This is a genomic window from Shinella sp. BE166, from assembly GCF_051201095.1.
In the GTDB taxonomy this organism is placed as follows: Bacteria; Pseudomonadota; Alphaproteobacteria; order Rhizobiales; family Rhizobiaceae; genus Shinella; species Shinella lacus.
On the sequence record NZ_JBPEHL010000003.1, the window covers coordinates 117,842 to 138,875 of the forward strand.

General features: G+C 65.0%; 22 protein-coding genes. 13 read left to right on the forward strand and 9 right to left on the reverse strand.

Annotated elements, in window-relative coordinates; all coding sequences use genetic code 11:
• Positions 1 to 16 precede the first annotated feature (16 nt).
• Positions 17 to 991 (forward strand): LysR family transcriptional regulator, encoded by a 975-nt coding sequence (locus tag J2Y63_RS07965; protein ID WP_435265617.1) that lies wholly within the window; start codon positions 17 to 19, stop codon positions 989 to 991.
• Between the two features lie 98 nt (positions 992 to 1,089).
• Complete coding sequence (locus tag J2Y63_RS07970; RefSeq protein WP_435265618.1) at positions 1,090 to 2,412, forward strand: aspartate aminotransferase family protein; 1,323 nt, start codon at positions 1,090 to 1,092, stop codon at positions 2,410 to 2,412.
• 72 nt (positions 2,413 to 2,484) lie between these two features.
• Here the strand turns inward: J2Y63_RS07970 and J2Y63_RS07975 are convergent, their stop codons facing one another.
• Together J2Y63_RS07975 and J2Y63_RS07980 are read right to left on the reverse strand one after the other, a co-directional pair.
• Positions 2,485 to 2,949, reverse strand: coding sequence for an SRPBCC domain-containing protein (locus J2Y63_RS07975; protein WP_435265619.1), 465 nt, complete (start codon positions 2,947 to 2,949; stop codon positions 2,485 to 2,487).
• Between the two features lie 2 nt (positions 2,950 to 2,951).
• The gene (locus J2Y63_RS07980; protein WP_435265620.1) at positions 2,952 to 3,302 is read right to left on the reverse strand and encodes an ArsR/SmtB family transcription factor; all 351 of its coding nucleotides are present in this window, start codon (positions 3,300 to 3,302) and stop codon (positions 2,952 to 2,954) included.
• A 244-nt stretch (positions 3,303 to 3,546) separates the two neighbouring features.
• Between J2Y63_RS07980 and J2Y63_RS07985 the strand changes: the two genes are divergently transcribed.
• The 3 genes from J2Y63_RS07985 (at position 3,547) to J2Y63_RS07995 (ending at position 4,736) form a co-directional block, all read left to right on the forward strand.
• Positions 3,547 to 3,774, forward strand: coding sequence for a hypothetical protein (locus J2Y63_RS07985; protein WP_435265621.1), 228 nt, complete (start codon positions 3,547 to 3,549; stop codon positions 3,772 to 3,774).
• 32 nt (positions 3,775 to 3,806) lie between these two features.
• On the forward strand, positions 3,807 to 4,340 hold the full coding sequence (locus J2Y63_RS07990; RefSeq protein WP_435265622.1) for a GNAT family N-acetyltransferase: 534 nt from the start codon (positions 3,807 to 3,809) through the stop codon (positions 4,338 to 4,340).
• 90 nt (positions 4,341 to 4,430) lie between these two features.
• Positions 4,431 to 4,736 carry a hypothetical protein gene (locus J2Y63_RS07995; protein ID WP_256116592.1) on the forward strand — a complete coding sequence of 102 codons (306 nt, stop codon included), beginning with the start codon at positions 4,431 to 4,433 and terminating at the stop codon, positions 4,734 to 4,736.
• Here the strand turns inward: J2Y63_RS07995 and J2Y63_RS08000 are convergent.
• A complete protein-coding gene (locus J2Y63_RS08000) occupies positions 4,733 to 4,951 on the reverse strand; it encodes a hypothetical protein (RefSeq protein WP_256116989.1) in 219 nt (72 codons plus the stop codon). The genes J2Y63_RS07995 and J2Y63_RS08000 overlap by 4 nt on opposite strands.
• Positions 4,952 to 5,110: 159 nt before the next feature.
• Here J2Y63_RS08000 and J2Y63_RS08005 point away from each other — a divergent pair, with 159 nt between their 5' ends.
• From J2Y63_RS08005 to J2Y63_RS08030, 6 genes are all read left to right on the forward strand, one after another.
• A complete protein-coding gene (locus J2Y63_RS08005; RefSeq protein ID WP_256116590.1) occupies positions 5,111 to 5,320 on the forward strand; it encodes a hypothetical protein in 210 nt (69 codons plus the stop codon).
• A gap of 174 nt (positions 5,321 to 5,494) precedes the next feature.
• Positions 5,495 to 6,442 (forward strand): hypothetical protein, encoded by a 948-nt coding sequence (locus J2Y63_RS08010; protein ID WP_256116589.1) that lies wholly within the window; start codon positions 5,495 to 5,497, stop codon positions 6,440 to 6,442.
• The gene (locus tag J2Y63_RS08015) at positions 6,439 to 7,326 is read left to right on the forward strand and encodes a HesA/MoeB/ThiF family protein (RefSeq protein ID WP_435265623.1); all 888 of its coding nucleotides are present in this window, start codon (positions 6,439 to 6,441) and stop codon (positions 7,324 to 7,326) included. The genes J2Y63_RS08010 and J2Y63_RS08015 overlap by 4 nt, the downstream gene beginning before the upstream one ends.
• Complete coding sequence (locus J2Y63_RS08020) at positions 7,323 to 8,519, forward strand: hypothetical protein (RefSeq protein WP_435265624.1); 1,197 nt, start codon at positions 7,323 to 7,325, stop codon at positions 8,517 to 8,519. The genes J2Y63_RS08015 and J2Y63_RS08020 overlap by 4 nt, the downstream gene beginning before the upstream one ends.
• Complete coding sequence (locus J2Y63_RS08025) at positions 8,512 to 9,618, forward strand: GNAT family N-acetyltransferase (protein WP_435265625.1); 1,107 nt, start codon at positions 8,512 to 8,514, stop codon at positions 9,616 to 9,618. Before J2Y63_RS08020 ends, J2Y63_RS08025 begins: the two co-directional genes overlap by 8 nt.
• Positions 9,615 to 10,622, forward strand: coding sequence for a hypothetical protein (locus J2Y63_RS08030; RefSeq protein ID WP_435265626.1), 1,008 nt, complete (start codon positions 9,615 to 9,617; stop codon positions 10,620 to 10,622). The genes J2Y63_RS08025 and J2Y63_RS08030 overlap by 4 nt, the downstream gene beginning before the upstream one ends.
• Before the next feature lie 6 nt (positions 10,623 to 10,628).
• On the opposite strand, the gene J2Y63_RS08035 is transcribed toward J2Y63_RS08030, so the two are convergent.
• Entirely contained in the window at positions 10,629 to 14,027 is a 3,399-nt protein-coding gene (locus J2Y63_RS08035; protein ID WP_435265627.1) for an acyl-[ACP]--phospholipid O-acyltransferase, read from the reverse strand.
• A gap of 139 nt (positions 14,028 to 14,166) precedes the next feature.
• Here J2Y63_RS08035 and J2Y63_RS08040 point away from each other — a divergent pair, with 139 nt between their 5' ends.
• Both J2Y63_RS08040 and pncB read left to right on the forward strand, forming a co-directional pair.
• Positions 14,167 to 14,793: a TetR/AcrR family transcriptional regulator gene (locus J2Y63_RS08040; RefSeq protein ID WP_435265628.1), complete on the forward strand. Its 627-nt coding sequence runs from the start codon at positions 14,167 to 14,169 to the stop codon at positions 14,791 to 14,793.
• Positions 14,794 to 14,845: 52 nt separating this feature from the next.
• Positions 14,846 to 16,150: a nicotinate phosphoribosyltransferase gene (gene pncB, locus J2Y63_RS08045; RefSeq protein ID WP_435265629.1), complete on the forward strand. Its 1,305-nt coding sequence runs from the start codon at positions 14,846 to 14,848 to the stop codon at positions 16,148 to 16,150.
• Here the strand turns inward: pncB and J2Y63_RS08050 are convergent.
• Genes J2Y63_RS08050 through J2Y63_RS08070 form a run of 5 tightly spaced genes read right to left on the reverse strand, consistent with a single transcriptional unit; the run spans position 16,147 to position 21,033 of the window.
• Positions 16,147 to 17,388: a Zn-dependent hydrolase gene (locus J2Y63_RS08050; protein ID WP_435265630.1), complete on the reverse strand. Its 1,242-nt coding sequence runs from the start codon at positions 17,386 to 17,388 to the stop codon at positions 16,147 to 16,149. The genes pncB and J2Y63_RS08050 overlap by 4 nt on opposite strands.
• The gene (locus tag J2Y63_RS08055; RefSeq protein ID WP_435265631.1) at positions 17,385 to 18,218 is read right to left on the reverse strand and encodes a BtpA/SgcQ family protein; all 834 of its coding nucleotides are present in this window, start codon (positions 18,216 to 18,218) and stop codon (positions 17,385 to 17,387) included. The genes J2Y63_RS08050 and J2Y63_RS08055 overlap by 4 nt, the downstream gene beginning before the upstream one ends.
• Positions 18,219 to 18,223: 5 nt before the next feature.
• Positions 18,224 to 19,129 (reverse strand): ribokinase, encoded by a 906-nt coding sequence (locus tag J2Y63_RS08060; RefSeq protein WP_435265632.1) that lies wholly within the window; start codon positions 19,127 to 19,129, stop codon positions 18,224 to 18,226.
• A gap of 21 nt (positions 19,130 to 19,150) precedes the next feature.
• Complete coding sequence (locus J2Y63_RS08065; protein ID WP_435265633.1) at positions 19,151 to 19,915, reverse strand: glutamine amidotransferase; 765 nt, start codon at positions 19,913 to 19,915, stop codon at positions 19,151 to 19,153.
• A gap of 26 nt (positions 19,916 to 19,941) precedes the next feature.
• Positions 19,942 to 21,033, reverse strand: a complete 1,092-nt coding sequence (locus J2Y63_RS08070) for a phosphotriesterase family protein (protein WP_435265634.1) — start codon at positions 21,031 to 21,033, stop codon at positions 19,942 to 19,944.
• Position 21,034 lies beyond the last annotated feature (1 nt).

Consider the following 21,034-nt stretch of genomic DNA (forward strand, 5'->3'; position numbering starts at 1 on the left):
TGATGGTGTCAAACAGATGATGGCCTCCATGCTCAAGGGCAGCTTCGATTTCAACCTCTTCCGTGCTATCGAAGTGTTTGCAGCGGTTGTCGAAACGCGACATGTGACGCAGGCCGCGCAGATGCTTGGCATCACGCAGTCGGCCGCGTCCCAGCACCTGAAAAACCTTGAGACGGCGCTCGGCGTGAGCCTCATCGACCGCAACATTCGGCCGATCGAGCTGACCCGGGCCGGCGTCGCACTCCACCGCCGCTCGATCGCGATCCTCAGCGAGGTCGAGGAGTTGCGGTCGGATGTCCGCCGGCTCAATTCGGCGCCCCTGCCGCTCCTGCGCATCGCCATGCTCGCCTCGATCGCCACGACGTTGGCCCCGGCGCTGTCGGTGCTGGCACGCGACGGCTTCAACGTGCCGGAACTCAGCCTCTATGCAGGCCTTGCGACCGATCACATCAACCTGCTGCGCGCCCGCAAGGCAGATCTCGCGGTGACGTCGAGCGAGATGTTCGAGGTCGAAGGCCTGATCCGTTTTCCGATCATGACGGAAAAATTCGTGCTGGTGACGCCGAAGGGTTTTGCCGGCGATGTGGGGGACATTCACAAGCTCTCGAAGAAGCTGCCCTTCGTGCGCTTCAGTCGCGAGACCCCGGTCGGCATGCGCATCGACCAGCATCTAAGCCGTCTCCGGATCGAAATCCCGCGCGGCATGGATGGCGACCGGTCGAGCGTGGTCATGGCGCCCGTCGCCAACGGCATGGGTTTTACCATCCTCACGCCGACGCTGCTGATCGACGGCCTGGCGGAGGGCATGGAGATCGGCGTGCATCCGCTGCCCTTTGCCGGCTTTTCCCGCAGCCTGAAGCTGGTTGCGCGCGAGCGGGAGCTTGGCGAGATTCCGGAAGCCTTCGCGCGGCGTTCGGCAGAAGTGCTGTCGGAAACGATCACGCGCCGGCTGCCCCAACTGGCACCCGACTATTGCACCATCGACATCTGATGCTAATCGGCTTCATCAGTTTCTCTGATGCAGTGGTTTCGCCGTGACAAGGCCGATCGTTCGGTGATTTCATGCCCGCATCTCACGAGGAGCGCGTCATGAACCAGGCCCAACTTCCGCCCGCGATGGACATCGATTGGTCGACCGACGGTATCGTCGCGCGCCGCGAACGGTATTATGCCGCCTCGCAGCGCAAGTTCGTGCCGTTCAAGGATCCGCTGATCATCAAGCGCGGCCGCGGGCAATATGTCTGGGACGAAAACGACAACAAATACATCGACCTGCTCGGCATGAACCTCTGCATTTCCGTCGGCCATGCGCATCCGGAAGTCGTGCGCGCCGCGACGGCCCAGGTGGCGGAACTCACCCATTGCACGACGATGTTCTACCATCCGGTGCCGGCGCATTATGCCGAGGAACTGGCGGCGACCATGCCGAAAGGCCACGACTGGGTTGTGCACTTCACCAATTCCGGCGCCGAAGCCATCGACCTCGCCTTGCTGATGGCGCGTGCCCATACCGGCAATATCGACATGCTGGCGCTGCGCTCCAGCTATCACGGCGCGACCTTCGGGGCGCAGGCGCTGACCGGCATCGCCGGTTTCCGCCACAACGTGCCGCAGCTCGGCGGCGTCACTTTCGTGGCCGAGCCTAACCAGTATCGCGGCATCTATGGCGAGGGCGTCGAGCCCTATCTGGCGGAAATCAAGCGCGCGATCGACTATTCGACGAGCGGGCGGCTTGCCGGCATGATCATCGAGCCGGTGCAGGGTTATGGCGGCATCGTGCCCATGCCGAAGGGCTACATCAAGGGCGCGGCCGAGAAGGTGCGCGCCGCCGGCGGCCTCCTCATCATCGACGAGGTGCAGTCCGGCGTCGCGCGGACCGGCGACGCCTTCTGGTCCTTCGAATCCCACGATGTCGTTCCCGACATCGTCGTCGTCGCCAAGGGCGTCGGAAACGGCATCCCGCTCGGCGCTGTCATCGCCAAGCGCGACGTCGCGGAATCGATGGCGGACAAGTTCCTGTTCCACACCTATGGCGCCAATCCGGTCGCCTGTGCCGCCGGCCGCGCCGTGCTCAAGGTCATCCGCGAGGAAAAGCTCCAGGAAAATGCCCGAAAGGTCGGCGGTGCGCTCAAAGCGCGGCTCACCGAACTCAAGGATCGTTTCGAGCTGGTCGGCGACGTGCGCGGAGAAGGGCTGATGCTGGCGATCGAGCTCGTCAAGGACCGGCAGACGAAGGAACCAGCCCCGGACGAGGCGCTCGCCGTCTTCGAAGCGACCCGCCGCAATGGGCTGGTGGCAAGCCGATCCGGCCCCTACCGGAACGTCATCCGCATGTGCCCGCCGCTCTGCCTGTCGATGAGCGACGTGGACGACGTGATGGACCGCTTCGTGCGCAGCTTCGAGGCGGTGTAAAGGGTCAACGCGAGGATAGCGCCTGCGTCCTCGCGCCCGACAATCGCGGCCGCCGTATAGGGATGGATGGCCTCAGAACAGGTTTTCCAGCCGCTGGTAGCTGTCTTCCATGCCGTGCTCCATGCCGGTTTCGAGCATTGCCTTGCGCGTTTCGCTATCGGGCAGGTGCATGCGCATCGTCATCAACGTGCCGCCATTATCCGCCTGGAATGTGGTTTCGACACGATTATCCGGGGTCGGATCGGGCAGATGCATGCGCTCCACATGCACGATGCGGCTGAAGGGCACCACCTCGATGAATTCACCGGTCAGATGGAAACCGTTGCCGTTGCCATCGCTCCACTCGTAGCGGATCTTTCCGCCGGGTCGCGCATCGTTGATGCATACCGGCATGGTCCAGCCGTCCGGGCCGAGCAGCCATTGCTGCAAGAGTTTCGGCTCGGTGTGCGCCTTGAAGACGGCTTCCGGCGGGGCGGCAAAGCGGCGCGTGACGATGACGTCGGTCTCGCCGTCGGTGGTGAGCATGAGCCTGGACATGATTACTCCTTGTTCTCGGTTTTGGAGGGATCGTTTTCGAGCGACATGGTCGCGAGAAGCCGGTCGAGCCGGCCGTAATTGGCTTCCAGAACCCGGCGCAGCATCGCCAGCCACTGTTCCAGCTCATGAAGCGCCGTGGGCGCCAGGCTGCAATGACGTCGGGTTCCCTCCGCACGACGCACGATGAGACCGGCCCCCTCCAGCACTTTGAGATGCCGGGAGATGGCGGGCTGGCTCATCTCGAAGGGCTGCGCCAGTTCCATCACCGTGGCTTCACCGGAAGCGAGCCGGGCAAGAATCGCCCGACGCGTCGGGTCGGCTAGAGCGGAAAATGCGGAATCGAGATCGGTCACGGCATGTCCTCAAAAATAATAACATACTTGTTATATAACCGATCTGTTATTGTCAAGGCTATATCGAAATCCGCGCAGGCCGGCGAGCCGCATTGCGCCATCCACGAGAACCAACGCCTTGTACCCACTCTGGAAAATGCAGAAAATTGTCGATGAGTTGCCCGGATGGCATGGTAGTTTGGATAGACATTTGCAGCCGGCGCCGAGCGCAGCCGAGCGACCGCGGCGATACGGAGTTACAGCATTGGACGAGGAAAAGGAGGGCGTGACGGCCCTCATGAAGTCGGCGATCGAAGCGCCGAAGCGGGACAACACCGACTATCACAATGCCATCGCGGAGGTCCGGCGGGCGTTTGCCGAGGCGGATGAGGCCTTGGGGCCGGAGATGCTGGTCAGCACGAAACGCAAGTGGAAGCGGAACGGCAACTACGTCGTGAAAGTGACATTCAAAACGAGAGCCCCGGGCGACTGAACTGAGCCTGCCCGATGGATGGATCTTCGAAAATGGCTGTTTTGCAGACGACGCGCCTGACGCTCAGTCCCTGCTGTCCCGGCGACCGCGCCGACTTCATCGATCTTGAACTTGATCCGGAGGTCATGCGCTTTCTGAACGGCGGACACCCCGTCGACCATGAGCAGGTCGATCCGAACGCGACGTTCCTCATGCCCAGAGGAACAGAGCCCTACGTCTGGACGGCGCGGCACACGATCAACGGCGCATTCGTCGGGTGGTTCTGTTTGTGGCCGGAGAGTGAGACTGTGGCCGAACTCGGATATCGCCTGCGCCGCCTGGATTGGGGCCAGGGGCTGGCCGCGGAAGGGGCTTCCGCTCTCGTCGATTGGGGATTCAGGAACGGCGGATATGACAGGATCGCCGCAACCACGATGGCGGTGAACCACGCCTCACGCCGCGTGATGGAAAAGGTCGGCTTGATTTACGCACGCACCGTCTCCGTCGACTGGCCCGAGCCGATTGCGGGCAGTGAGCACGGCGAAGTTTGGTACGAGTTGGTGCGCTCGGATTGGAAAGGCGGCTGATCAGGTTCGGACTAGTTTCGCCGGCATTAATAGGCCGCACGGCAGCGGCAGAATCGATGCGATCGGCAGAGTGGTCTTGAGAATCTCGATATGAGCGAAATACAAAACAAGGCAGTGGCGCTGGCGGCGCAATATGAAGGCGATCTCGCCGCGCAATCCTCACCGCAGCGCAGCGCACTCTTCCTAAAATCGGCGCTGGATTTGTATTATGCGCTTGGTGGCGACGAGGAGACCGGGCTTGCGCTCGCAAGCGCGCACCCTGTGACACCCTTGCGGGTCGATGCGGCCATCGCGAATGTGCTGGTCGAAGTGGCCGTTGCCAGCCACATCAACGACATCGACATGATCCAAGCGACCTACAACCGCCTCGATGCGGAACTGGAACGCAGCGCCTAAAGTCTCGACCGCTTGCCACGAAAACTCTTTGGCGGCGGCTGGTCGGTATGCACCCGCGCGAGATTCTCCAGCCAGACGGCCAGGCCGTCCGGGATTTCTTCGTTTCCGACTTCCATCGCCTCCACCCATGATAGGTCGCATTGGAGCGCTGATGCCAGGTTGATGGGCGTCCATCGGATCACGATAAGACATTCGATAAAGCGTGCGGGGGTCATGGCCATGCAGTCGCACGCACCCCCTCGTTTGGCAATCGCTAAGGGTGCGGCCAAGTGGCCGTAACGGAACACAAATCTGTGAGGCGCGTACGCAAGACTCAACGCGCATGCTAGAGATAGCCGCGAATTCCCAAAGGAACAGTGAACAGGCCGACGACAATGGAAACGGTGACGATCCAAAACCGCAGTGACTTCGCACAATGGGCAATCGAACGCGCCAAGGCCATCGTCGCGGAAGAAGGCGGCAATCTCGCGCTTGCCGTCCGCAACCAGGGTGACGAGCAAATCGCCGACAGGGCCAATGCGCTGGGCCAGGAGATCGTCAATGCCCTGCTGGAAGTGTTCGATGGCCTGATGCCGGAGGAATAGGCCGGGCGCGATCCAGGCTTTTCTCGCTCGGGTGCCGTCAAACGGCGCGACGGCCCTGCATCGATAAATTCTCCCTTCCGGGCTTAAACCAAATGTTTCCTCCCGGCTGCAAATATACGATGCTTGAAGCCGCAAGCGTGCATTCCGCCGTTCTGGATCATCGGGCACAGTCCATTGTACAATCTGCTTTCGGTCGTCCTGAAGAAGCGCCTCGACCTCGCGTTCAAGACATCGCCCGAATTTCGTGCGCGGATCGTCGAGTTTCCAGGCCTGTGGATGAGCGCGCCGGACATTGCAGGCCTGCGCGACGATCTGCGGTCGGTGGCGCGGCGCGCGGTTGCGGATGGGAGCCTCGATTACGGGGTATTTTCCGAGCGCGAGGACGTGCTGTCGCGCACGATCGTCACGCTGGTCTACCGGGTCTCCGATGGGCAGCCGGTCGCCTTCAATGCGCTGCCCGTCATCGCACTTTCGCTTTCCGGCAAGCCTGTCGAGGTCCTTCACCTCGGGCTGGTGATGATCGACCCGGCCGTGCGCAGCCAGGGGCTTTCCTGGGTGCTCTACGGGCTAACCTGCTTTCTGCTCTTCCTGCGCAACCAGCTTCGCCCGCTGTGGATTTCCAACGTCACGCAGGTGCCGGCGGTCGCCGGCATGGTTGCGGAGACGTTCAGCGACGTCTTTCCGGCGCCGACGCGCGGCGCCCGGCGTTCGCTGCGCCAGCAGTTGATCGCGACGGAAATCATGGCCGCGCACCGGCATGTCTTCGGCGTCGGCCCGGAGGCCGGTTTCGACGCCGACCGCTTCGTCATCACCAATGCCTATACCGGCGGCTCGGACAACCTGAAGAAGACGTTCGACGCAGCACCCAAACATCGCAAACCAGAATACAACGATTTCTGCGCCGCCGAACTCGACTATGCCCGCGGCGATGACCTGCTGCAGATCGGCCAGCTCGATCTCAACGCCGCGCAGCGCTACCTGCTCGAAAGCGTGCCGCGCAATGCGCTGGGGCGGCTGGCGGTGGCAAGCTTCGTCATCCTCGTGCAGCGGCTGGTGCTGCCGGTGCTGCATTGGGCGGACAGCCGGCGGCAATGGGGCATCCTGAGGCCTTCCAAACGATGAGCAGCACCTTTTCCTACGACACCTTCACGACCCGCAATATCGGCTTCGTCAGTGAGGCGGAGCAGCAGCGGCTGTCGCAGGCGACGGTCTTCGTCTGCGGCACCGGCGGCATGGGCGGCGCGGCCATCCAGGCGCTGGTGCGCACCGGCATCGGCCGCCTGGTGCTGGCCGATATCGACCGTTTCGAGCTGTCGAACCTCAACCGCCAGGTCTTCTGTTTTGCCGATACGATCGGCCAGCCGAAGGCGGAGGCGACGCGCGATCTCTGCCTGAAGATCAATCCCGATCTGGACGTCACCGTGCATGGTGCAGCATGGACGGACCATGCGGAAACGCTTGTCGCGGGTGCGGATGTGGTGATCAACGGCACGGATGATCTCGGCGCGGGGCTGCTGCTCTACCGCACGGCGCGACAGCACGGGCGCACGATGATCGACGCCTATGCCGCCCCCCTGCCCTCCGTCTATGTGACGCGACCGCAGGACCCGATGCCGGAGGAACGGCTCGGCTATCCGACGATCGGGATCGCCTGGAACGCGCTGACGAGCGACCAGCGGGCGGAAGCGTTTTTGCGCGAGGCGGAATATGTGATGGTGCATTCCTCCTCTCGCCACCATGTCGACCTGACGCTTGCCGGCGAAGTGGTGGCCGGCACGCGCAGCCGAATGTCCTTCGCGCCCATGGTCATCTCCACCGGCATGCTGATGGCCTATGAGGCGCTCCACACGGTCCTCGGCAAACCGCAGGGTGCCGACTGCCGAGGCTGGTTTTTCAATCCACATGCCGGCCGTGTCGAGCGCCCGCGCAACGCGCTCATCGCGGCGCTGCTGCGCCCGCTGGTGCGGCGCTACCTGACGCGGCTTGCCGCGCCGGCAAAACCATGATCGCAGCGCTGATCGCCGATACCTTCATTTCGCTCGCCGCCTTCGGCGGGCTGGCGGTGCTGATTGGTGCCATCCGTAGTTTCGACGCGGGCAGCCCGCTCACCCGCCGTTTCCTGTTCGGCCTGCGCGTGCTGGCCGCGTTGATGGTGAGCCGCGTGCTTGCCTGGTGGACAGGCCTCTTCATCTTCGAGGCCGCGACGATCATTTCGGCCGGGCTCGTGCCGCTGGCCACGGTCCTGCTGGCCGAGGGCCTGCTGCGCCGGCATGCGCCAAAAGTCACGAAATGGATCGCGGCCGGCGGTGCGGCCGCCTTCACCGTGCTCGCCTTCCTGCCGGCGGCCGTCGATCCGTGGCGCCTGGCGCTGCTCTTCCTCTACCAGCTCGTCACGTTCGCGCTGGCCGGGCACATGGCCGTGACGCGCGACCGGACGAGCCTTTCCAAGGCGGAAAACCAGGCGGTGGACCGCATCGCGTTGTCGCTGCTCCTGATCCTGCCGCTGCTCGTGACGGATTTCCGCTCGGCCTATGTCGACCTGCCGGTGCGGCTCGGCGGGGTCGCCATCCTGTTCCTCTGCTGGCTGCTGATCAGCCTCGGCCAGCGCGCCGTCAGCCATCGCGATACCGTCGTCTCCTTCGCCGTCCTGCTTGCCGCAGCCCTTCTCGGTGCGCTCGCCATCGGCCTGGAAAACGGGTTCGACGCGGCCGCGCTGGTGCGCACGGCTTCCGTCGTCACCTCGGCCGCGCTGCTTGGCGTGATCTGGAAGGACAGCATCAGCCTGCGCACGGAACAGCGCCGGCAAAGCCTCATCCGGCATCTCGCGGAAGACCGCATCGACGATACGCTCGGTTTTCTCAAGGAGTTGCAGAACCATCCGCTGGTCGAGGGGGCGCTGCTGCTCGGCGAGAAGGAGCTTGCCGATCTCGACCTTGCGGGCATCAAGGCGCTCTTTGCCGCCCGGCCGCTGCTGCGCGCCACGGAAGCGGGCGGGCTTGCGCAATCGGATGCCGAACAGCTCGCCTGGCTGCTCGAAAAATACGAGGCGACCCATCTGATGCTGGTGTCGGCCCGGCCATTCCGGCTGATCGCGCTCAACATGCCCTCCGTCTCCGCCACGCCGGGCGCCGAAACGGAGCTGAAGGTCGCCCAGCGCATGGCCTTCCTGATCTCGGAAAGGAATGCGCGCGATGATTGAGATCCGCGAGGGCGACCTCGACGCCTTCTTCGCCGCGCCCTTCGCCGTCTACGGCGACAGGACGCCCTATGTCTCACCGATGTTCAGCGACCTGAAGCGCTTTCTTTCGGCGGAGAAGAACCCGCTTTTCGAGACGGCGGACGATTTCGCCATCTTCACCGCCCATGAGGACGGCGCGGTGCGCGGGCGCATCACGGCCCATGTGCACCGCGCCGCGAATGCCCGGTTCGGGCTGAAGCGCGGTTATTTCGGCTATTTCGATTGCGCTGACGACGAGCGCGTCGCCGCCGCCCTCCTGGAGCGGGCGGAGGATTGGGCCCGCGCCAGAGGTTTCACGGAACTTCTCGGCAATTTCAACCTGACCGCCATGCAGCAGGTCGGCATCCTCACCGGCGGTTTCGAGAATGCGCCCTATACGGACCAGGTCTGGGGGCCACCGCACCTGCCGCGCCTGCTGGAAGGCCGGGGCTATTCGCCCGCCTTCCCGATGACCACCTTCGAGATCGATATCCGCAACGCCGCGACGGACCGGCTGTTGGGCAGCGCCGAGATGCAGGCCCTTCTAGCCGACGGCTTTCGTTTCTCGCCGATCCGCCGCGCAACGCTCGACCGCCGGCTGGAGGATTCCCGGTTGATCCTCAACGAGAGTTTCGCCGACAACCCGATGTTCGTGCCCGTCAGCCGCGCGGAATACGAATTCCAGGCCAAGGAGATGAAGTGGATCATGGATCCGCGCATCTCGGCGGTCGCGGAAAGGAACGTTGTGCCGGCCGGCGCAGTGATCGCGATACCGGATGTCAACCCGATGCTGAAGGCGATGGGCTCGCGGCTCGGTTTTTCCGCCCCCTGGCACCTCCTGAAACATCGCCTCAGGCGGCGGCGCGCCGTCGTCATCTTCCAAGGCGTGAAGCCGGAGCATCAGGGGCGCGGGCTCAACCCGCTGATGCTCGCCCATGTGCTCGGCGAAATGCGCAATGCCGGTTATGAGACCGCCGGCGGCACTTGGATCGCGGATGTCAATGCCGCAAGCCTGCGCCAGGCCGAAAAGGCCGGCGCCCGCCCCCTGCACCGCCTGCACCTCTTCGGAAGGACGCTATGAGCCGGATCGACGCCGCCACGCTCGCCGATCTCGCCGCGCTGGCGAACCGCGCTCCCTCCGTTCACAACACCCAGCCTGCACGTTTCGCGCTGGATGAAGCGGGCAACATCCTCATCGCCGCCGATCTCTCCCGGCACCTCGCCGTCGGCGATCCAACGGGCAGCGACATGGGTCTTTCCTGCGGCGCGGCGCTGGAGGGCATGGTGATGGCGCTCGCCGCGCGCGGGATCGGCGTTGTCGTGGATGATCTCTGGGAGGCCGACATCCGCTCCTGGCGCCCCGGCTATCGGCTGGCCGCGCGCCTCACCCCGGCCGGAGAAGCGAGCCCCTCGCCGCTTGCCGACTGGACGGAGAAGCGCTTTACCTGGCGTGGCTGCTTCTCTTCCGCCACGCCGGAGGCGCTGGCGGACCTCGAACGATGGGCGGTGGAAGCCGACGACATCACTTTTGCCGGCGGCCCGGACGCCCTCGCCTTCATCGCAGCACTCAACGATCAGGCCAGCCTGTCCGTCATGCGCGAGCGCGCGTTCCGCGACGAACTCGTGGTGTGGATGCGCCTTACGCCGGCCCACCCCGCCTACGCTTTCGACGGCCTCAATCTCGATGCCCTGCGCATGAGGCGGATCGAGGGCGCGGTGGCGGGACGCGTGCTCGCCTCGCCGCTCTTCGATCTCGCCGACCGGCTGGGCCTCGGCAAGACGCTCGTCGCGGAGGCCGGCAAGACGATGACGGCAGCGGCCTGCCTGCTGTTCCACCGGCCGGAAGGCGAAAGCCCGGTCGTCTCCGGCCGGGCCTTCTATCGCTTCTGGCTTGGCCTCACCCGCTTCGGCTTCGCCGGCTGGCCGATGGCCGTGCTGGCCGACGTTCCTTCCGCTTCGGAAGCCCTGCGGCAGCGTTTCCCGCTGCCGCAGGGCCATCGCCTGATCAACGTGCTGCGCGTCGGCCCGGCGCCGCTGACCCTTCCCAAATACCGCCTGCCCGCCCGCGACCTCGTGCTCGACTAGGCAGCGTCAGGCCGCCTGCTCCGCCCTCGCCGCTTCGGCCAGCAGCTTCTGCGCGCTGACGAAATCCACCTTGCCGGAGCCGAGCACAGGCACCGGGCCGACCTTCACCTCCGAAGGCACCATCATGTCCATGGCGGCCTTTTCCCGGGCGAAGGCGAGGAAGGCGGCGCGGGTGGCGCTCGGCGCGTCGGTCAGCATGACCAGGCGCTCGCCCTTTCGCGCATCGGGCAGCGAGACGACGACCGAGAGGTTGCCCGGCCACAATTCGCCGGCCAGCGCCTCGACGGCGGCGAGCGAGATCATCTCGCCGCCGATCTTGGCGAAGCGCTTGGCGCGGCCGCGGATGACGATGAAGCCATCCTCGTCGACCGTCACGATATCGCCGGTGTCGTGCCAGCCGTCCGGCGTCGGTTCGAGCACGCCGGGGTTTTCCGCCCTGAGATAGCCGGCCATGACATTGGCGCCGCGCACGAAGAGGCGACCGCCCTCGGTGACGCCCGGCACCGCATCCAGCCGATATTCCATGCCCGGCATGATCTTGCCGACGCTGCCGGCCTTGTTGAACATCGGCGTGTTGAGCGCGATGACCGGCGCCGCCTCGGTGACGCCATAGCCTTCGAGAATGCGAACGCCGAACTTTTCCATATAGAGCGCGCGGGTGGTGGCGCGCACCGGCTCGGCGCCGGCAAAGCAGTAGCGGATCGACCGGAAATCATAGGGATGCGCGGTGCGCGCGTAGCCGTTGAGGAACGTATCCGTGCCGAAGATGATCGTGGCGTTGGAGGAATAGATCAGCTCCGGGATGATCCGGTAGTGCAGCGGCGACGGGTAGAAATAGACCGGCACGCCGGAGATAAGCGGCAAGATGGTGCCGGCCGTCAGCCCGAAGGAATGGAACACCGGCAGGATGTTGAACACCTTGTCGCCCGAGTGGAAATCGATGCGCGAGGCGGCCTGTGCGGCGTTGGAGAGGATGTTGCGGTGCGTCAGCACCACGCCCTTCGGTGCACCCTCCGAGCCGGAAGTGAAGAGGATCACCGCCGGGTCATCCGCCTTGCGCCGAACGAGCGGCCGGGCCTTGCGCAGCAGGCCGCGCAGCTTGTCCACGAACCGAACGGTCTGGCGCAGGTCGTCGAGCCAGACGATCTCCACCTCTTTCGACAGCGCCTCGACCACCGGGCCGAGCTTCGCCTGGGTGACGAAGGCGCGGGACGTCAGCACACGGCGCACCTCGGCGGCCCGGCAGGCAGACAGAATATTGGCGGCACCGGCCGTGAAGTTCAGCATGGCCGGCACCTTGCCCGCCGACATCACGCCGAGGATCGTCGCCACCGCGCCATTCGCATTGGGCAGAAGCACGCCGAGCGTGTTCTCTGCCGGATACAGCGTCTTGAACTTCGCGCCGAGCACGGCCGCACCCGTCAGAAGCTTGCCGTAGGAGAGCGAGCCGGTCACCGGATCCTGCACCGCGAGCTTGCGGAAGCCGCGTTCCTTCGCCGTCTCGATCACCTTCTCCAGCACGGTCGCGTCCGTATCCGTGGTGCGGAACATCAGCATGGACATGACCTGGTAGAGTGCTGCACCGGCGGCCATGCGGCGCTTGCGGCCCTTCAGCTCGTCCGGCACGGAGAGGCGCACCGGCTCCAGAATGGTGACCTTGACCTTCGGGAACAGGCGACGGCGGACGTGGAGCGACGAGAGGCGCGAGAAATAGCTCTTCTCCAGCCCGTCGATGCGCACCGGCACGACCATCGCGCCGGTCTTGTCGGCCACCATCGCGGCGCCGTCATAGACCTTCATCAGCGCGCCCGTAACGGTGATGCGGCCTTCCGGAAAGATGACGAGCGGATTGCCGGCATTGACGGTCTTGATGAGCGTGCGCGTCGCCATGGGCTTGGAAGGATCGAGCGGCAGGAAGTTGCACATCTTCAGGAAGGGTTTCACCCACCAGGCCTTGGCGATCGTATAATCGACGGCGAAGGTCGGCTCCTCGTCGGTCAGCGCCAGCGCCAGCGCGCCATCGAGGAAGGAGACATGGTTGAGCGCGATGATCGGCGCCTTGCCGGCCTTCTTCAGGTTTTCGAGGCCGTCCACCTCCAGCCGCAGGAAGGCGCGGAAGAGGATGGAGACGAAATCGCGGAAGGCATTGGTGGGCAGCGTGCGCAGCATCACGAAGGCCGCGACCAGGTTGGCGAGCGCGAGGCCCGCAAGAAGCACCGGCGTGGAGAGGCCTGCCGCCTGCAAGGCCGCGACGAGGCCACCGCCGACCGTCATGAAACCCGCCGACAACACATTCGCCGCGCCGATGACGCGCGAGCGCTGCTCTTCCTCGGCATAGGCCTGGAGGGCGGCGAAGGTGGGCACGACGAGGAAGGCACCGGCAATCGCCATGCCGGCGAGGTCGATGGCGATGCGGATGGTGTAGGGGCCGGCGAAGAAGGCGGAGAGCGTTTCGGCCGGAACGGTGCCACCGGCATGGCCGACGCTCCAGGCAAGGTCGAGGCCGAACAGCGCCATGATCAGCGTGCCGACAGGGGCCGGCAGCAGCACGATGCGGCCGGCCGACATCCAGGCGGCAATGGCCGAGCCGATGCCGACAGCAACGGCGAAGACGGCGAGATAGGCGGTGATCGCGGTCTCCTCGCCGCCGAGGCTACCCTTCACCATGGGCGGCAGCAGCGAAAGCACGATCGCGCCGACCAGCCAGAACCAGGCGGCCATCAGCGCAGAGCGCCAGAGGCGCTGGTCGCCGCGCAGCGCATTGACGAGGCGACCGGTGGAGCGAAGAACGTTGCGCTCGATAACAAGCTCCGGCGCCTTTGCGCCGACACGCGGAATGTAGAGGCTCGACAGCCAGCAGGCGAGCGCCAGACCCAGCATCATCGGGCCGAAGAGCCAGGGATTGACGCCATCGGCGGCGGCAAGGCCGGCGACCAGCGTGCCGCCGAGGATGGCGATGAAGGTCGCGCCCTCGATCCAGGCATTGGCGCGCGGCAGTTCCTTGCGCTCTAGATGGTCGGGCAGGATGCCATACTTGACCGGGCCGAACAGCGCCGAGATCACGCCAAACAGGAAGAGCGCGACCATCAAGACCGTGACGGAGTGGAAGGCGAGGCCAATGACGGCGACGGCGGCGGCGGCGAGCTCCACCCGCTTCAGGCGCTCGGCCATGACGGCCTTGTCGAACTTGTCGGCAAGCTCGCCGCCGAGCGCGGAAAACAGCAGAAACGGCGCCATGAAGACGGCGCCCGCCAGCGTGACGAGAGAACCCGCGGCATCGGCTGCCATGGTGGCGAGGATGAGGAAGACCAGGGTGTTCTTCAGAAAATTGTCGTTGAAGGCCGACAGGAACTGCGTCCAGAAGAGCGGCGCAAAGCGCCGGGAGGTCATCAGATTCCGTTGCATGGAACATTCCCCTTTTCGCGCAGACTATATTTGAACATTTACGCATCTGCCTGTATGAACATTGTTCATGATCTTTTTTACATAAAAATGAACGACGTTCAAGATATAAAATGAACAATGTTCAAAACGGGAGACATCGATGACGGAAAAGCGGCGGGAGAAGAAGGAAGAGTTGAAGACACGGCTGATCGCAGCCGGCACGGAGCTTATCCGGGAGCAAGGCCTGAAGGGTTTGCGGGCGCGCGACATCGCGGAGCGCGCGGGCTCGGCGCTCGGCGGGCTCTATACCGTCTTCGACGACCTGGATGGGCTCGTTCTCCACGTCAATTCCCGCACGCTCAAGCGGCTGGAGACGGCGCTGAACGCCGCGCTACCGCCCACGGGCGACCTTGAAGAAACCTTCCTCAACCTTTCGCTCGCCTATCTGCATTTCGCACTTGCCGAGCGAAACCTGTGGTCCGCATTGTTCGAGCATCGGATGCCGGACGGTGTTGCCGTTCCGGAATGGCATCTGGCGGAGCACGCCTTCCTCATCGGCCTGATCGCAGCACCTCTCGCGCGCCAGATGCCGGATGCCTCCGCCGACGACATCGCGATCCGCGCGCGAACCGTGTTTTCCGCCGTGCACGGCGTCATCGCCATCAGCCTCGAAGGCCGTTTCGTCGGCATCACGCCGGCGCTGCTGGAGCGGGAAGTCGCAGCGCTCGCCCGCCTCCTCGCTACCGGGCTTCAGCGGGAGGCGCCGTCGCGGCCGCTGGTTTCATAAAGGCTGCATTCGGGTATGAGTGACATTGGAGATACTGAACGGAGTAGCCGGCATGGCCGTTACCGACATCGCGACCCGCACCTACGACCATAACTTCCGGCTCGACCCGATCGTGCGCAGCCTGCTCGACACGGATTTCTACAAGCTGCTGATGCTCCAGATGATCCGGCACCGGCACCCGGACGTCGACGCAACCTTCTCGCTGATCAACCGCACGACGAGCGTGCGGCTTGCCGATGTCATCGACGAGGGGGAACTGCGCGCCCAGCTCGACCACGCGCGCAGCGTGCGGTTCACCAAGAAGGAGCTGATCTGGCTCGCCGGCAACAGCTTTTATGGCCGGGCGCGCATGTTCGGGCCGGATTTCATCGCCTGGCTCGCCGCCTTCCGCCTGCCGGACTACGAACTGCGCAAGGCCGACGGCCAGTACGAGCTGCATTTCGACGGCCCCTGGACGCACACGACCATGTGGGAAATCCCGGCGCTCGCCATCATCAACGAGCTGAAGTCGCGCGCCGCGATGCGCGAGCGCGGCCGTTTCGCACTCGATATCCTCTATGCTCGCGCTAAGGCGCGGCTATGGGAAAAGGTGGAGCGGCTGCGGCAATTGCCCGATCTCGTCATCTCCGATTTCGGCACGCGGCGGCGGCACGGTTTCCTGTGGCAGCGCTGGTGCGTGGAGGCGCTGAAGGAGGGGCTCGGCGATCGTTTCATCGGCACCTCCAACGTGCTGCTCGCCATGGATGCCGATCTCGAAGCCATCGGCACCAATGCGCACGAGTTGCCGATGGTGGCCGCAGCCCTTGCCGAGGACGATGCGGCACTGGCGAAGGCGCCCTACCAGGTGCTGGAGGAATGGCGCCAGCTCTACAACGGCAACTTGCTGATCGCCCTGCCCGACGCCTTCGGCACGCCCGCCTTTCTCGCCAATGCGCCGGACTGGCTGGCCGACTGGACCGGCTTCCGTCCGGACAGCGCGCCGCCCATCGCCGGCGGCGAGGAGATTATCCGCTGGTGGCAGGAGAAGGGCCGTGACCCGCGCGAAAAGCTGCTGATCTTTTCCGATGGCATGGATATCGACTCGATCGAGGAGGCCTACCGGCATTTTCACGGCCGGGTGCGCATGAGTTTTGGCTGGGGCACCAACCTCACCAATGATTTTCGCGGCTGCGACCCGGATGGCGGCAACGGCCTCGACCCGATCTCGCTCGTCTGCAAGGTGACGAGCGCCAACGGCCGCCCCGCCGTCAAACTCTCCGACAATCCCGCCAAGGCGACCGGCGACCCCGCCGAGATCGAACGCTACCGCCGCGTCTTCGGCGTCGGCGGCCAGAAGGCACGGCCGGTGGAGGTTTAGGACGCGAGCTGCAACACGACGCCCAGCAGGACGCGCGCGCCGGTGACGATGTGCCCGTCGGAGACGAATTCCGCCTCGTTGTGGCTGACGCCGTTGCGGCACGGCACGAAGATCATCGCAGACGGGGCGACGCGGTTGACGAAGAGCGCGTCGTGAAAGGCGCCGGAGACCATGGGGCGGCTGGCGATGCCGAGCGCCTTGCAACTCTCTGCGATCGCCGCGGTCACAGTCGAGGCAAAGCGGCCGGGCGGCATGTCGACCCGCAGGGCGATCGTCGCTTCGCAGCACCAGCGTTTGGCCGCGGCAAGGCATTCCTCGTGGACGTGCCGCTCGATGGCGGCAAGGGCCTCGGCGTCGGGGTGGCGCATGTCGACGGTGAAGGACACCCGGCCCGGTATAACATTGACGGAACCGGGCTCAGCCGAAATGCGGCCGACCGTCAGCCGCGCCTCGTGATCGGCGGGCATGATGCCGTCCTGGATGCGGGCGATGGCCGCGGCAGCGGCCGCCATCGGGTCCTTGCGGAATTCGAGCGGCGTCGTGCCGGCATGCGCCGCCTCGCCGGAAAAGGCGACCTCCAGCCATTTTGTACCCTGCACGCCGGTGACGATGCCGATCGGCACGTTTTCGCGTTCTAGGACGGGGCCTTGCTCGATATGCAGCTCCACAAAGGCCGAGACGGGATGGCCGGCGGGCCGGATTTCGGCTTCGGGCAGTGCGTCCAGTGTCGCGCGCAATTCGTCGGCGAAGAGCGCATCATCCGTGCCGCGCGCCGCCTGCCAGTCCGTTACGTTTGCCGCACCGGAAAAGGCCATGGAACCCATGCAGCCCGGCGAAAAACGGCTTCCCTCCTCGTTGATAAAGGCGACGACTTCGATGGCACGCTCGGTCTCCACGTCGGCATCCGCGAGCGCTTCCAGTACCTCGAAGGCGCTGAGCGTGCCGAGTGCGCCGTCAAAGCGGCCACCGGTCGGCTGACTGTCGAGATGGCTGCCGATGAGGAGCGGCGGCAGTGCTGCATCCCGGCCCTCGCGCCGGATGAAGAGATTGGCGGCCTCGTCCTGGAACACGGTGAAACCGCGTGCCAAAGCGCGCTCGGCAAGCAGCCGGCGGGCAGCGCGGTCCTCCGCCGTCAGCGCCTGCCGGTTCACGCCGCCGGCGGGCGTGGCGCCGATCGCCGCGAAGTCGGAGACCGATTGCAGCAGGCGGTCGGGATTGACCGCAGGGCCATCGTTCATCGCCCGAGGCCCGCGATGAAGCGCTTGACGCGGTCGGGATCGACCGCATTCCACCACACGCCATCATATTTGAGGGCGCTGGCGATGATCACGCCGTCTGCGACGGAGAGAATGTCGTTTGCGTTGTCATGCGTCACGCCGCTGCCCACCAATGTTGGCAATGACGCCGCCTCCTTGATCATCTTTATATAGCTTAGATCGGCAGCATGGCCGGTGCGCTGGCCGGTGGCGATGACCACGTCGGCGTCGAAGAACACCAGGTCCTTGACCTGCTCCTCCACCGGCCGGTCGGCGACGATGGCATGGGCGCCGTGCTTGACATGGGCATCGGCGAAGATGCGGATGCCCTTGGCGCGGAGCTGCGCGCGGTAGCGCATGGCGCGAGCCGCCTCGCCTTCAACGAAACCTTCATTGGCGACATAGGCATTGGCCCATTGGTTGACGCGGATGAAGGAAGCCGAGGCGGCCGAGGCGATGGCGAGCGCGGGGATGGACGCATTGGCGAGCACGTTGATGCCGATCGGCCGGCCGAGTTCGCGGCGGATGCGGTCGGAAATCACCGCCATGTGGGCGGAGGTCTCGTGGCCGATCTGGTCGGGCTTGGCGAAGGGCACGTCGCCGTGGTTCTCGACGATCAGCGCATCGCAGCCGCCCGCGAGATAGGCGCGGGCATCCGACAGGCCGCGCTCGTAGATCGCCTCCACGCCCTCGTCGTCATAGCGCGGCGAGCCCGGCAGCGGGAGCAGATGCACCACGCCGATCACCGGCTTGTCGCGCCCGAAAAGCGTCTTCAGCGTATCGTTGTCCTGCCGTCCGATAGGGTTGCTCATGTCGATCACTCGTTTTCCAGTTTCGTTGTCTTGGTGAGGGTGGAAATTTCCGCCCGTGTCGGGAAGGAGGCGAGCGTACCGGGTCGCCCGACGGCAATCCCCGCCGCTTGCGTCGCGATTGTCGCGGCGGCGGAAAGCGATGCGCCTTGCGCAAGAAGCCCCGCGAGCGTGCCCGCGAAACAATCGCCGGCACCGCTGGCGTCAATGGCCGCGACCTGTCGCGCCGGCAGGCGCAATGCCGACGCCGCGTCGAGAAGAAGCGCGCCCTCGGCACCGAGCGTTACGATGGCGCTGCCGGTACCGGCCACCACCAACGCGCGGGCCGCCTGTTCCGGATCGGCCTCCCCGGTCAGCGCTTCTGCCTCCGGCCGGTTGACGACGATCAGCGAGACCGCCGTCAAGTCGAGCGGCTCCGCCGGAAGCGGGCTCGGATTGAGGACCGTGAACAGCCCCTTCTCCCGCGCCGCACGAAGACATGCGGTCGTCACCTCTGGCCGCAGGTTACCCTGCATCAGCAGCATGTCGCCTGCCGCCCACGTCTCCGGAAGCGCGCTCATGGCGAGCGGGTCGAAGGCATCGGCACAGGCGGCCGCGGTGACGATGACGTTTTCGCCGGACGGATCGACCATGATGACCGAGCGGTCGCAGGCAAGATCGAGCCGCGTCAGCCGGAGCGCCGGGATGTCGGCGGCGATGACGCCCTCGATCCAGACGCTCGCCGCATCCTTGCCCACCGGCGCCCACAGCGTGACATCCGCGCCGGTGCGGCTGGCGGCGGCCGCCTGGTTGGCGCCCTTGCCGCCAGGGCCTTCGCTGGTCGCAAGGGCATTCAGCGTCTCGCCCGGCTGCGGCAGCCGCTCCAGGCGAAAGCTCGTATCGACGCAGACATTGCCGACGACGTGGATGGTCATGGGCGGCCCCGCGGCGTTGCGTTAGTCGGTCGCCCAGGCGAGCATCTGCTCGAACAGCGTTTTGTAGCCCGGCCAGGCGATGAATTCCGGCGGCAGCCAGTGCGGGCCGACATCCGAGGTCCAGACCACCGTGCGGCCTTCACCATAGGTGCCGGTGACGAGCAGCGGCAGCGAGCCGTATTCGGACGAGACTGTCATCAACTGGTTGGCGCCGTCCTTCAGTACCACCTCGTTGAAGCCGAGCAGATAGGGCAGTTCGCCCGACAGGCCGGCCAGGATCGGATGGGAGGTATCGCCGGAAACAACCGGCGTAAAGCCCTCCGGCACTTCCACGCGGTCATCGACGGAGAGGCAGGAAACCGGCAGAACTTCTTCCACGGCGGTGTTGCGGAAGCGCGCGCCGCCATTGATGCCCTGGAAGGAGTAATAGCCGCCGAACATCAGCAGCGCGCCGCCCTTCGAAACGTACTCGCGCAACAATTTCAGTCGGTTCGGCGTGCGGCGGGAGTGGATCCAGGTGTCGGGATGCAGCAGCAGCGTGTTGGCGCCGATATCCGAGAGCACGATGGCGTCATAGGCCTGCAGGCCTTCCAGCGTGCTCGGAAACTCTTTCTGCGCCTCGTGCGCGGGCATGAAGGTGACGTCGAAGGGGCTCTCCTTCAGGGCGCTCAGCAATTCGTCGGCACCGGTGTGGTAGGTAACGGTCGGGAACTGGTCGAAACCCTTGATGTGGGTCGCGGTCGAAACCCAGGATTCGCCGGCGAGCAGGACTTTCTTCTTGGTCATGGGAACTCCTTGAAACAGGCCGGCGCTCAGCGCGCGGCGGAAAAGACGGATTTGGGATTGCCGATCAGCATGCGGTCGATTGCCGCCTGATCCACGCCATGCCGCTTCAGCCGCGGCAGGAAGTGCTTGAGGATATAGCCGTAGCCGAAGCCGCCGTAGCGGGTGAGCATGATCTTGAGAAAGACATCCTGCGACAGCAGCAGCCGGTCGCCAAACCCTTTGTCGACGAGGGCGGCAATGGCGCGGGCATTTTCCTCGTCCGAGGGCGACTGGGCATCCTGGTCGGCGTAATAGTAGTCCATGCCGATCATGTCATATTCCAGGAAGGCCCCGCGTTTCGCTAGCGCCATCTGGTAGTCGAGATCGCTGTGGCTCGGGTTCATGTGGCAGAGCACGGTATGCGCCGGATCGGCCCCTTCCTCCTCCACCACGTCGAGCACGCGGTGCGCGAGACGCTCCCAGCCCGGCAGGTGGATGGAAAGCGGCAGGCCGGTAATACGCGCCGCCCGCGCCGAGGCGCGCAGCGACTTCTCCTCCTCGGCGGTGAAATTCCGGCTGACGCCGATCTCGCCGATAATGCCCGCCATGATCTCCGGCTGGCTCTCGCCGCCGCCGACATCGTCGACGATGAACTGCGTCACCTCTTCGACATCCATGGCCTTCAGCCATTCAGGATGGGTGTGTTCGAGGTAGAAGCCGGTGCCCATGATGATGCGCAGCCCCGACATGCGGGCGATGCGGGCAAGGCCTGCGGCATCGCGGCCAATGCCGAAATTCGTCGTCTCCACCACCGTGCAGCCGCCGAGCGCCTGGAAGCGCTTGAGTTCGCTGAGCGCGAGATCCCCGTCGTCGAGCGAGACATTGTCCCGGTTCATATAGGGGTTCATGCGCAATTCGCCGATGATGCCGATCTCGACCTTCTGCTCGGCGATCGCCTTTTCGTCGGGATGGCACGGGCAGATCCAGCTTGTCGCACCATCGAGGAAGATGTGCTCGTGCATCAGCGTTACGCCGAGATTTTCCACCGGGACGGGGCCGATGACGGTCATGGCGGTTCCGGAGTTCACGCCGATCGGGTGGCGCTTCTTCGGTTCCTCGGCAAAGAGATGGTCGAGCATG